Genomic DNA, 11,693 nt, shown 5'->3' on the forward strand with positions numbered 1-11,693 from the left:
AGCGCTATGAATTTGAGTCACGAAGAAGAAGAAAACAGCTTGTCCTTATCTAAATTTGAATCAATGTTAAAAACCAACAAAGTTTTTTTCTTTGATTCTGAAGAGTTTGAAGATATCATTCTTCATTACATGGATACGGGCCGATTGAATTTGGCCAAAAAAGCGCTAAAATTAGGTTTAGAACAACATCCAAAATCTACTGGATTAAAATTAGTTCAAGTTGAAATGTTGGTTTACGAAGACAAACTCGATATTGCTGAAAAGCTTCTTAACGAGTTGTATGCTATTGAACCAACTAACGAAGAGATCTATATTCAAAAAGCCAACATACATTCTAAAAGAGACGAACACGAAAAAGCCATTTCTTTTCTGGAAATTGCCTTAAAATATACAGATGATTATGCTGATGTATATTCTATGATAGGTATGGAATACCTGTTTATGGATAATTTAGAAATGGCGAAAGAAAATTTCATCAAATGTTTGGATGAAGATACCGAAGATTACTCAGCACTTTATAATGTGGTTTATTGTTTTGATTTCCTAGATCAAAACGAAGATGCTATCGTTTATCTAAACCGATTTATTGATAAAAATCCATATAGTGAAGTGGCTTGGCATCAATTAGGACGCCAATATTACGCCTTGAAAAATTACGAAAAAGCAGTTTGGGCTTTTGATTATGCTACTTTAATTGACGAAACCTTTTTAGGGGCGTACATGGAGAAAGCAAAATCATACGAAAAACTAAAAAAATATCAAGATGCGATTGATTGCTACAATATTACATTAGAATTAGACGACCCTTCTTCTTTTGTATTGCTACGTGTGGCAAAATGTTACGAGCGATTAGGAAATACTGAATTTGCTTTAAACTATTACTTAAAAACAGTTCATGAAGATCCATTATTAGACAAAGGTTGGATTGCTATTACTGATTTTTACATTCGACAAAAAAACTTCCAAAAAGCCTTGTACTATGTTAACAAAGCGATTGGAATTGATGGTGATAACTCATTATATTGGAAACGTTTTGCTGCGGTAAATAGCGCCTTACATTTTTTTGAAGAAGCAGAATACGGCTACCGTAAAGCATTTGAATGTGGCGACATCAATTTAGATACGTTCACATTGTGGACAGACGTATTACAATATTTAGGCGAATTTGAAACTGCTATCGAAATTCTTTTAGAAGCTAGTAATGTTTTACCAGATGAATACGAAATCGAATACCGTTTGGCAGGATTGTATTTTCTAATGGACGATGTTACCAAAGGAAATCTTCACTTAATAAACGGAATGAAATTAGAACCAAAACACCTAACTTTGTTTCAAGAATTATTCCCAGTGGTATGGGAACGAACAGAAGTTCAAAAAACGATTTCAAAGTTTAAAAAATAGAGAATTAACAACCCTTAATCCATTCCAAAGTAGCGATGCTTTGGAATTTTTATTGCCATGAGAAAACTTTTTCCCGATTATTTGATTATTACCCTTAAAGGATTAGCTATGGGTGCTGCAGATGTAGTTCCAGGTGTTTCTGGAGGAACTATAGCTTTTATTTCCGGAATTTATAAAGAATTAATTGATAGTATAAATAATGTAAATCTTTCGGTCTTAAAAACACTAAAAAAAGACGGTCTAAAAGCAGCTTGGGAACAAGTAAATGGTAGTTTCTTATTAGCTTTAGTGATTGGAATTGGAATTAGCGTGCTTACATTTTCAAAAGTAATCACACATTTACTAGACACACAACCTATACTAGTTTGGTCGTTTTTCTTTGGATTAATCATTGCGAGTATTACCTTAATTTGGAAAGAAATTACACATTGGAAACTAGTAGATATTTTATTTTTACTAATCGGAATTACGGTTTCTTATTATATTACTATTGCACGTCCGGTGAGTTCTCCTGATAGTTATTGGTATTTATTTTTATCTGGATTTATTGCCATTATTGCGATGATTTTACCCGGAATTTCAGGTGCTTTTATTTTACTTTTAATGGGTTCATATGAAACCGTAATTGGAACAATTAATACTTTTAGAGAAGGGTTAACAACAGCTAATTCAGAAATTCTAATTTCGGCTTTATTAAAATTAGGCGTTTTCGCGGTTGGAGCAATAATAGGACTGAAATCATTTTCTAAAATATTGCATTGGATGTTTGAACATCATAAAAATACAACTTTGACATTATTAATAGGCTTTATGATGGGCTCTTTAAACAAAGTATGGCCTTGGAAACAAGTATTAGAAACCAGAATTAACAGTCATGGAGAAGTTGTTCCTTATATTGACAGAAGTATTTTACCCCAAAATTTTGAGGGTGAACCACAAATTACAATTGCAATAATCTTAGCCATTTTTGGTTTTGTTTTAATCTTTGGAATGGAAAAAATAGCAAGTAAATTGGGTAAAAAATAAAATTGTTAAAAAAAAATAACGTTCTTGTAACAAATAAAAAAAAGAGACTGATTATATTTGAAAAATTCATTTTTTTAACTCAATACTTATGAAAAAGAAAACTAAAAAACAGTTGAAATTTGGCTTAATTGGTCGAAACATAAGCTATTCTTTTTCTAAAAAGTATTTCAATGAAAAGTTTGAAATAGGTCATTTTGATAATTGTGAATACAAGAATTACGACATTGAAAGCATTAAAGACTTTCCAAAAACAATCACTGAAATAAAAGGTTTACGTGGTTTAAATGTAACAATTCCGTATAAAGAAGAGGTTATTCCGTATTTAGATAAATTATCAAAAACGGCAAAAAAAATTGGTGCTGTAAACTGTATTACAATTTCAAAAAAGAAAAATCTAAAAGGTTACAATACCGATTATTTTGGATTTAAAAAATCAATAAAACCCTTATTAAAAGAACACCATAAAAAAGCATTGATATTAGGAACAGGAGGCGCCAGTAAAGCAATTGCTTATGCTTTACGAACTTTAAAAATCGAATACGATTTTGTTTCAAGAACTGCCGATGAGTTTCAATACAAATATGAAGAGTTAGACGCCACTATTTTTGAAGAATACACTATAATCATCAATACCACTCCAGTTGGCACCTATCCGAATATTGATGATTGTCCAAAACTAGATTATAGCTTGTTTACCAAAAAACATATTGCTTACGACTTAATTTATAATCCAGAAGAAACCGCATTTTTAAGAAACGCAAAAGAGCAAGGAGCCGTGACTAAAAATGGTTATGAAATGTTGGTTTTACAAGCGGAAAAGGCTTGGAAGATTTGGAATGAGTAAGTAAGCACGCAGATGACACTGGTTTTCAAGCGCGGATTATAACTGATTTTTCTTTTAAACACACAAACACAATAGATTTACTTTGTGTTGATTTTAGTCGGACGCTTCGGACGTTGCACTTGGCATAGACAACATAGAATTTAACAGCAAAGAGCACAAAAGTTTTCGCAAAGTTCGCAAAGTTTTTTTTACATACAGTTTGTCATTCTGTTATGTATCTCTTTAATGTCATGCCTAACGGTATTTAAGTTAGTCTAATGAAAAAACACAAAACCAAAACTGCTTTAAAAACCAATCCCAAGAAAGCCTTTTGACAGCTATCTAACCCCGATAGGAGCGACACCTTGTATAGCGGATAGCGGGAAAATGGATAACAATAAAGCTTATAGCATTCGTTTCAAATAAAATAACAGATAATTCCTCATTTTTTTTGAATTTACGTAGTGCTTTAGTATCTTCACACCATATTAGTAACCTTAAGCATTTACACAATGTCAGAAGCAACACATGATAACCTGCAGAACGCAGATGGACAAGACCAAATGGAACAATTAGATGGTGTGACCATTATTAGTCAATCGGTATTAGAGGAAATAGACAATTCTAATGCAGAAGAAAGCGAAGATGATACAATAAAAGAAAAGCACGAAATTCCGGTATTGGATTACGATGCGATGTCGATGGAAGCCTTAACCGATGAATTAGAAAAATTAGTCGACAATGAAAAAGTAATGGCGATTAAAGACCATGTTGAAGGCATCAGAAAAGCTTTTTCGGACAAATATCACCATTTTATAGACGAGAAAAAAGAGGAATTCTTATCTCAAAACAACGAAGAAGGTTTAGAGTTTGAATATCATTTCCCATTAAAAAATAAGTTTGATTCTATTTACAACACCTATAAATCAAACAAAGCGAAATACTTTAAACAATTACAAAACAATTTAGAACAAAACTTTGCGGTACGCGAAAGCTTAATCGAAGAATTAAAAAACCTTATCGATTCAGGCGATGCAAGTATTAGCGATATGTTCAAAAAAGTAAACGAAATTCGCGAACGTTGGAAAAATGCCGGTGCAATTCCAAGAGATAAATACAACATCTTGTGGAACAACTACCATTTTCACATGGAGCGTTTTTACGACATCATGCACTTAGACAAAGAAGCGCGTGATTTAGATTTGAAAAACAATTTAGAGCAAAAGCAAGCTATAATTGCCAAAGCCAAAGAATTGTTGAACGAAGCTGACGTGATGAAAGCGTTCCGTGAATTGCAATTATTACACCGCGTTTGGAAAGAAGAAATTGGTCCGGTTGATCGTGAACACAGAGAAGCAATTTGGAACGAATTCAGTGAAATCACCAAACAAATGCACGATAAACGTGAAGGTTTATATGCTGAAGCAAGAGCAAAAGAATCAGACAACTTAGCGGTTAAAAATGAAATTATTTCGCAAATTATCGCTTTAGGAAACGAGAAAATCGATTCGCACAGTGGATGGCAAGCGCAAATTCAGAAAATGGAAGCGCTGCGTGAAGCGTTCTTTAAAGCAGGAAAAGTACCAGCAGAAGTAACGGAGGAAACTTGGGCTAACTTTAAAAATGCAGTTAGAGCTTTTAATGCGAATAAAAATGTTTTCTATAAAGATATTAAAAACGAGCAACAAGATAATTTAAATAAAAAATTAGCTTTAGTAGAAAAAGCAAAATCGTTGCAAGACAGCACAGATTTTGCTGCTACAACTCCAATTATGAAGAAAATTCAAGACGATTGGAAGAAAATTGGGCACGTACCTCGTAAATATTCTGACAGTGTTTGGAAAGACTTTAAAGATGCTTGTAATGCATATTTCGACAGAATGCATGAAGCAAGAAATGCCGAAACTAGTGAAGAAGTAGAAGCATTTGAAAAGAAAAAAGCATTTTTAGAAGAGTTAAAATCATTCACTTTAACTGGCGAACACAAAGCAGATTTGGATGCAATTAAAGCTCATATTGCGACTTGGAAAACCTTTGGAAAAGTACCTTATAACAGAAGACATATTGAAGGAAAATTCAATAAAATTTTAGATGCCTTGTTTGAAAAACTAAGCCTATCTAAAAAAGACACTGAAATGATGCGTTTTAATAATCGCTTAGAGCAATTAGCAGAAGGCGACGACCGCAGAGCTTTAGAACAAGAGCAATTCTTCATTAGAAAGAAAATCGACGAAGTACAAAGCGAAATTTTCCAGTTAGAAAACAACATTCAGTTTATTAGCAGTAGTTCGAAAGGTGAAAATCCTTTTATTAAAGAAGTTCAAAAAAGCATTGAACGCCACAAAGACGACTTGAAATTGTGGAAAGAAAAGCTACAGCAAATTAAAAATATGTAAGATAGAATCCCGAGTTTAGGCTCGGGATTTTTTTGTTGACAATTTTAAAACACAACAATTAACTTTGTAAGATTTTCGTTATATTTGATAAAACGTTATTGACACTCGTTATATCTTATATGAAAAAATATTTATTTTTAATATTCCTTTTAGTAAATTCAATATTTTTATACTCTCAAAATAACCAAGATGAACCCATTTGGTGGAAATGGGAAAGAGAAGGCAAGTATTTAGAAGTAGCTAGTCATTTGCTATATATAGTTGAATCGGATTCTACTACAAATAAACATGCAGATTATCTTCATATCGCTAGAAGTTATGGTTATTTAAATGATTATGAAAAAGCTATTTTCTATTTTAAAAAATCAATGATTGGTTTAGAAGAAAAGAATGACGAACAATTTTGGTGGTATTATCAAGGAACTTTAGCATTTTTTGAAAGAAATAAAGATAAACTTAAAATTTATTTAGATAAACTAGAAAACAATCATTCGAACTACTACAAGAATAATTATCTAACTTTAAAATCGCTTTATGAAAATTTCGAGAAAGGATATTTAGAAGCTTCTAGATGGAAAAATAATCAAACTAAAAATTAAAATACCGTCCCTACAGGACTTCCTAATCGTTGTGTTGATTTTTTACCCATATTACGTTCCTACGGAGCTACCTACATTCCGTTCCTACGGAACTAGAAAAAATAAATAAAACTAATGTAAAATGCCGTTAGGCATGAAATATGGGTAACATAAAGTAATATAGCTGAAAAAATCCCGTAGGGATGACATAAAAGAGATGCTTAACAGCATGACAAGATTGAGGATAAACTTTGCGTGCTTTGTGCCTTCTTTGTGCTCCTTGTGGTTAAACCTGAACACTGAGACTGAACACTGAGACTGAACACTGAGACTGAACACTGAACACTACAAATTCTTCGCTTCTTCCCAAAAAACATCCATTTCAGCTAACGTCATATCGGCTAAAGGTTTGCCTAATTCTGTGGCTTTACTTTCTAAATATTGAAAACGTTTGATGAATTTTTTATTCGTGCGTTCTAAAGCGTCTTCTGGGTTTACTTTTAAGAATCTGGCATAGTTTATCATGGAAAACAAAACATCGCCAAATTCGGCTTCTATTTTATCTTGATTGCCGGCTTGTACCTCAACTTGAAGTTCGTTTAGTTCTTCTTGTACTTTGTCCCAAACTTGGTGCGGTTCTTCCCAATCAAATCCAACGCCTTTTACCTTATCTTGAATGCGACTTGCTTTTACTAACGCAGGCAAACTTTTTGGCACACCTTCTAATACTGATTTTTTGCCTTCTTTCAGTTTTAATTTTTCCCAATTTTGCTTTACTTCCTCTTCGTCAGCCACCACCACATCGCTATAAATATGTGGATGACGATCAATTAATTTATCACAAATGGAATTCGCAACATCAGCGATATCAAAATCATTGGTTTCGCTACCAATTTTGGCATAAAAGACAATATGTAATAACAAATCGCCCAACTCTTTTTTGATTTCCTGTAAATCGTTATCTAAAATGGCGTCGCCTAATTCGTAGGTTTCTTCAATCGTCAAATGACGAAGACTTTCAAGTGTTTGTTTTTTATCCCACGGACATTTTTCGCGTAAATCGTCCATGATATCTAAAAGTCGGTTGAAAGCTTGTAGTTGTTGTTGGCGTGTGTTCATGATTTTGTTTTTTGTTTCAAGTTTCAAGTTTGAAATTGTTCTTGAAATTGATTTTTGCACTTGTTTATGTAAAAATAAAAAATCCCACGTGGAAAACGCAGGATTTTAAAGTATAATTTTTAACTACTTATTCAGCAGCTGGAGTTTCTTCTTCTTGTTTGATTTCTTTTGTTAATGCTTCTACAGAAACAAAACCTTTTGGTTGTAATAAGTTGTACCAGTTTAAGATTTTCTTGATATCAGAAGTATATACTCTGTCCTCATCAAATTCTGGTAAAATTTCTCTAAAGTAAGCTTTTAATTTAGCATCATCTTCTTTATGAGACATTGCTAAACCATCATTTTCTTTTGTAGCGATAGATTTGAAAACTTCCGCTAAACGAACTTCTTCAGAGTATGTATAAACTGCAATTTCAGACAACAAACTTACATTTGCTCTCATTCCTACTGTTATCTTTTTTCCGTCTAATAAAGATTCGGCAACAAATCCTGTACGTGTTTGAATTTTTAATTCATATAAACCTGGTTTCCCAGAAATAGCTAATATTTTTTGAATGCTCATTTTTCTTACTTATTAAGGTTGGCAAATATATTATTTTAAAGTAAAAAGTGAAACGTAAAAAGTAAAAAGTTTAAAAGAATTTAAATTTAACTGATTACTAAAAACTGAACACTGAATACTGCAAATTAACGTCCTTTTTTGTTTACGTATTTCATTTTATAATCGGGTCTTGCTTTACCATCCATAATGTTTTGCAATTTTTTCCCTATTAACTTCTTTTTCAACATTGAAAGATGATCTGTAAATAAGATTCCTTCAATATGATCGTATTCATGCTGAATAACACGCGCGATTAAACCATCGTAAACTTCAGTCTTTTTATTAAAGTCTTCGTCCATATACTCTATCGTAATTTTATCATGACGAAAAACATCTTCACGTACATCGGGAATACTTAAACAACCTTCGTTGAATCCCCAAATATCACCTTCTTCTTTGATGATTTTTGCATTAATAAACGTCTTTTTGAAATCTTTCATTAAGGCAGCTTCTTCTTTAGAAACGTCATCACTATCAGAAAAAGGTTCGGTATCAACAATGAACAAACGAATAGGCAATCCAACTTGTGGAGCCGCCAATCCTACGCCATGTGCATGATACATGGTTTCATACATATTAGCAATTGTTTCTTTTAGATTTGGATATTCTGGAGTTATATCCTCTCCTACTTTACGTAAAACTGGTTCTCCGTATCCGTATATTGGTAAAATCATGCTGTAAATTTTATTATTTGTAAACTTAAAGTTGGAATTGTTACATCAAATTCGATGCAAAAGTACTATTTTTTGTAATGTAAATAATCCTGAAGCATAATTGTTGCGGCAATTTCGTCAACCAAAGCTTTATTTTGACGTTGTTTTTTCTTTAAACCGCTATCAATCATGGTTTGAAATGCCATTTTAGAAGTAAAACGTTCATCTACACGTTCAACAGGCATTTCAGGAAAATTACTTTTGAAAGTCTCAAGAAATTTATTGATTATTTCCGCACTTTGCGAAGGCGTTCCATCCATTTGCTTTGGTTCGCCCAAAATTACTTTCTCTACTTTTTCTTTACCAAAATAATCCTTTAAAAAAGAAATTGCCGTTTCAGAAGCTACAGTAGTTAAGCCAAAAGCTATCATCTGCATTTCATCGGTAACAGCTATTCCTGTCCGTTTTATTCCGTAATCTATTGCTAAAATTCGCATATACTACTATTTTAAGCAAATATAAGGTCTTCTAAATAATAAAACTATTCTTCTAATTGTAATATTTTAGCTGTACTTGATTTTACTTGAGTAAACAATTCTTCATTTTCGTTTAGTTGAGCACCATAAGAGGGAATCATTATTTTCATTTTTGATTGCCAATCAGCCGATTTTATTTGTTCACCAAAACATCTTTCGAGTAATTCAATCATTACTGAAACCGCAGTAGAAGCTCCAGGAGAAGCACCTAATAAAGCGGCTAAAGTACAATCCGAAGAAGAAACGATTTCTGTACCAAATTGCAATATTCCTTTACCATTTTCATCTTTCTTAATAATTTGAACTCGATTCCCTGCTTGTTCTAAAACCCAATCTTCTGGTTTAGCATTAGGGAAATATTCTTTTAATGCTTCAACACGTTCTTCATGCGATTGCATTACTTGTTCAATTAAATATTTTGTAAGCGGTATATTATTTGCTCCAGCATATAACATTGGCCAAAGATTACTCGTTTTTATTGATTTCAATAAATCAAAATACGAACCTTTCTTCAAAAATTTAGTTGTAAATCCGGCATAGGGACCAAATAATAATTCTTGTTTCCCACCGATAACACGAGTATCTAAATGAGGAACCGACATTGGAGGTGCTCCTATTGCAGCTTTACCATAAACTTTTGCATGATGTTGTTTGATGATAGTTTCATTTGTGCAACGCAGCCATTGACCACTAACTGGAAAACCTCCAAAACCTTTTCCTTCAAAAATTTTAGATTTTTCTAACAAAGGTAATGAGCCACCACCTGCACCAATGAAGATAAATTTTGTTATTATTTTTCTTTTTTTTCCAGTTTGCAAATCTTTAACCTTTACAACCCATTCATTATTTATATTTTTCTTCAACTTGGCAACTTCATGCTGAAAATGCATATTTACATCTTGCTGACTTTGCAAATAACCAAACATTTGACGTGTTAAATTTCCAAAATTCACATCAGTTCCACGTTGCATAAAAGTTCCAGCTACTTGCTCATCTTCATTTCTTCCCTCCATTACTAAAGGCATCCATTCTTTCAATTCTGTAGGGTCAACTGAAAGTTTCATTTCTTTAAACAATGGTGATTGTGTCATCAACTTATATCGCTTCTTTAAAAAAGAGACATTGTTTTTACCCCAAACAAAACTAACATGAGGAACTGTTTTAATAAACTTTTCAGGGGTTTGGATTAAGTTTTCTTTAACCAAATATGACCAAAATTGTCTTGAAACCTCAAATTGCTCAGCAATCTGGATTGCTTTAGAAATATTTATATTCCCTTTACTGTCTTGAGGTGTATAATTTAATTCGCAAAAAGCAGAATGACCTGTTCCTGCATTATTCCATGCATCAGAACTTTCAGTAGAAATAGCATCTAATTTTTCAAAAATTTCAATTGAAATATTAGGCTGTAATTGTTTTAATAAAGTCCCTAAAGTAGCGCTCATTATTCCTGAACCAACCAATACAATATCTGCTTTTATTTCCATGATAAAATATTTTGTGAATTAAAAATCGCAAAGATATTTCAATGACTTTAATTAAATTAAATGTTTACATATGGTTTTATTAAAAAAATATAAATGAAAACGTTATCGTTAATAACTATTTTGTTAAAATAAACTATTAAGTATAAAAACTATTATTTGTGATATTATCATGCTATTAAATCTTTTATACTATAAAAATTTAAAAACCTTTTATCTTTGCAGAAAAAAAAGATGAATAGCTTACAATCAACAATAGAACAAGCTTGGGAAAACCGCGCTTTACTTCAAGAAGAAACTACGCAAAAAGCCATAAGAGAAGTAATAGAATTATTAGATAGTGGAAAACTTCGTGTGGCTGAACCAGTTGATCCCGAAGTTTCGGGAGGCTGGAAAGTAAACGAATGGGTGAAAAAAGCTGTGGTAATGTACTTCCCAATTCAAAAAATGGAAACTTGGGAATCGGGTATTTTTGAATATCACGACAAAATGTTATTAAAACGCAATTATGCTGAAAAAGGAATTCGTGTAGTTCCTAATGCTGTTGCACGATATGGTGCTTATATATCAAGTGGTGTTATTATGATGCCTAGTTATGTTAACATTGGCGCATATGTTGATGAAGGCACAATGGTTGATACATGGGCAACAGTAGGAAGTTGTGCTCAAATTGGAAAACATGTTCATTTAAGTGGTGGTGTAGGAATTGGTGGTGTTTTAGAACCATTACAAGCTGCTCCTGTAATCATTGAAGATGGTGCATTCATTGGCTCAAGATGTATTGTAGTTGAAGGAGTTCACGTTGGAAAAGAAGCGGTTCTAGGTGCTAATGTATGCTTAACAGGTTCTACAAAAATTATTGACGTAACAGGTAATGAACCCTTAGAATATAAAGGAGTGGTTCCAGCTCGTTCGGTAGTAATTCCTGGAAGTTATACAAAGAAATTCCCTGCTGGAGAATATCAAGTTCCATGTGCCATCATCATTGGACAAAGAAAACCTTCAACCGATTTGAAAACTTCTTTGAATGATGCTTTAAGAGAATATAATGTAGCGGTATAATTCAAAGTACGAAA

The 11,693-nt window shown here is 32.5% G+C and carries 11 protein-coding genes; 6 read left to right on the forward strand and 5 right to left on the reverse strand.

The genetic code is table 11. The features are described 5' to 3' along the window. Positions 1-6: 6 nt before the first annotated feature. The 5 genes from LOS86_RS10390 to LOS86_RS10410 all read left to right on the forward strand — a co-directional run bounded on the left by LOS86_RS10390 (position 7) and on the right by LOS86_RS10410 (position 6,245). Positions 7-1,401, forward strand: coding sequence for a tetratricopeptide repeat protein (locus LOS86_RS10390; protein WP_231842038.1), 1,395 nt, complete (start codon positions 7-9; stop codon positions 1,399-1,401). 57 nt (positions 1,402-1,458) lie between these two features. Next, on the forward strand, positions 1,459-2,427 hold the full coding sequence (locus LOS86_RS10395) for a DUF368 domain-containing protein (protein ID WP_231842039.1): 969 nt from the start codon (positions 1,459-1,461) through the stop codon (positions 2,425-2,427). Between the two features lie 88 nt (positions 2,428-2,515). Then, positions 2,516-3,271 carry a shikimate dehydrogenase family protein gene (locus LOS86_RS10400; RefSeq protein ID WP_231842040.1) on the forward strand — a complete coding sequence of 252 codons (756 nt, stop codon included), beginning with the start codon at positions 2,516-2,518 and terminating at the stop codon, positions 3,269-3,271. A gap of 491 nt (positions 3,272-3,762) precedes the next feature. Continuing rightward, positions 3,763-5,646 (forward strand): DUF349 domain-containing protein, encoded by a 1,884-nt coding sequence (locus LOS86_RS10405; RefSeq protein ID WP_231842041.1) that lies wholly within the window; start codon positions 3,763-3,765, stop codon positions 5,644-5,646. Positions 5,647-5,765: 119 nt separating this feature from the next. After that, positions 5,766-6,245, forward strand: a complete 480-nt coding sequence (locus LOS86_RS10410; protein WP_231842042.1) for a hypothetical protein — start codon at positions 5,766-5,768, stop codon at positions 6,243-6,245. Positions 6,246-6,569: 324 nt separating this feature from the next. Here LOS86_RS10410 and mazG read toward each other — a convergent pair whose 3' ends face one another. The 5 genes from mazG to mqo all read right to left on the reverse strand — a co-directional run bounded on the left by mazG (position 6,570) and on the right by mqo (position 10,620). Next, positions 6,570-7,343 carry a nucleoside triphosphate pyrophosphohydrolase gene (gene mazG, locus LOS86_RS10415; protein WP_231842043.1) on the reverse strand — a complete coding sequence of 258 codons (774 nt, stop codon included), beginning with the start codon at positions 7,341-7,343 and terminating at the stop codon, positions 6,570-6,572. Positions 7,344-7,470: 127 nt separating this feature from the next. Further along, positions 7,471-7,905, reverse strand: coding sequence for a DUF5606 family protein (locus tag LOS86_RS10420; protein WP_231842044.1), 435 nt, complete (start codon positions 7,903-7,905; stop codon positions 7,471-7,473). A gap of 125 nt (positions 7,906-8,030) precedes the next feature. Then, positions 8,031-8,618, reverse strand: coding sequence for a peptide deformylase (def, locus tag LOS86_RS10425; RefSeq protein ID WP_231842045.1), 588 nt, complete (start codon positions 8,616-8,618; stop codon positions 8,031-8,033). A 65-nt stretch (positions 8,619-8,683) separates the two neighbouring features. Beyond that, positions 8,684-9,094, reverse strand: a complete 411-nt coding sequence (gene ruvX, locus LOS86_RS10430; RefSeq protein WP_231842046.1) for a Holliday junction resolvase RuvX — start codon at positions 9,092-9,094, stop codon at positions 8,684-8,686. A gap of 44 nt (positions 9,095-9,138) precedes the next feature. Beyond that, entirely contained in the window at positions 9,139-10,620 is a 1,482-nt protein-coding gene (mqo, locus tag LOS86_RS10435) for a malate dehydrogenase (quinone) (RefSeq protein ID WP_231842047.1), read from the reverse strand. A gap of 231 nt (positions 10,621-10,851) precedes the next feature. On the opposite strand from mqo, the gene LOS86_RS10440 reads away from it, so the two are divergent. Continuing rightward, on the forward strand, positions 10,852-11,679 hold the full coding sequence (locus tag LOS86_RS10440) for a 2,3,4,5-tetrahydropyridine-2,6-dicarboxylate N-succinyltransferase (RefSeq protein ID WP_231842048.1): 828 nt from the start codon (positions 10,852-10,854) through the stop codon (positions 11,677-11,679). Positions 11,680-11,693 lie beyond the last annotated feature (14 nt).

Origin of the sequence: Flavobacterium cyclinae (genome assembly GCF_021172145.1) — a bacterium.
Taxonomy (GTDB): Bacteria; Bacteroidota; Bacteroidia; order Flavobacteriales; family Flavobacteriaceae; genus Flavobacterium; species Flavobacterium cyclinae.

Excerpts from the sequence above, each read along its gene's own strand:
- LOS86_RS10390 (WP_231842038.1), top strand. The coding sequence starts at position 7 with ATGAATTTGAGTCACGAAGAAGAAGAAAACAGCTTGTCCTTATCTAAA.
- LOS86_RS10395 (WP_231842039.1), top strand. The coding sequence starts at position 1,459 with ATGAGAAAACTTTTTCCCGATTATTTGATTATTACCCTTAAAGGATTA.
- LOS86_RS10400 (WP_231842040.1), top strand. The coding sequence starts at position 2,516 with ATGAAAAAGAAAACTAAAAAACAGTTGAAATTTGGCTTAATTGGTCGA.
- LOS86_RS10405 (WP_231842041.1), top strand. The coding sequence starts at position 3,763 with ATGTCAGAAGCAACACATGATAACCTGCAGAACGCAGATGGACAAGAC.
- LOS86_RS10410 (WP_231842042.1), top strand. The coding sequence starts at position 5,766 with ATGAAAAAATATTTATTTTTAATATTCCTTTTAGTAAATTCAATATTT.
- mazG (WP_231842043.1), bottom strand. The coding sequence starts at position 7,343 with ATGAACACACGCCAACAACAACTACAAGCTTTCAACCGACTTTTAGAT.
- LOS86_RS10420 (WP_231842044.1), bottom strand. The coding sequence starts at position 7,905 with ATGAGCATTCAAAAAATATTAGCTATTTCTGGGAAACCAGGTTTATAT.
- def (WP_231842045.1), bottom strand. The coding sequence starts at position 8,618 with ATGATTTTACCAATATACGGATACGGAGAACCAGTTTTACGTAAAGTA.
- ruvX (WP_231842046.1), bottom strand. The coding sequence starts at position 9,094 with ATGCGAATTTTAGCAATAGATTACGGAATAAAACGGACAGGAATAGCT.
- mqo (WP_231842047.1), bottom strand. The coding sequence starts at position 10,620 with ATGGAAATAAAAGCAGATATTGTATTGGTTGGTTCAGGAATAATGAGC.
- LOS86_RS10440 (WP_231842048.1), top strand. The coding sequence starts at position 10,852 with ATGAATAGCTTACAATCAACAATAGAACAAGCTTGGGAAAACCGCGCT.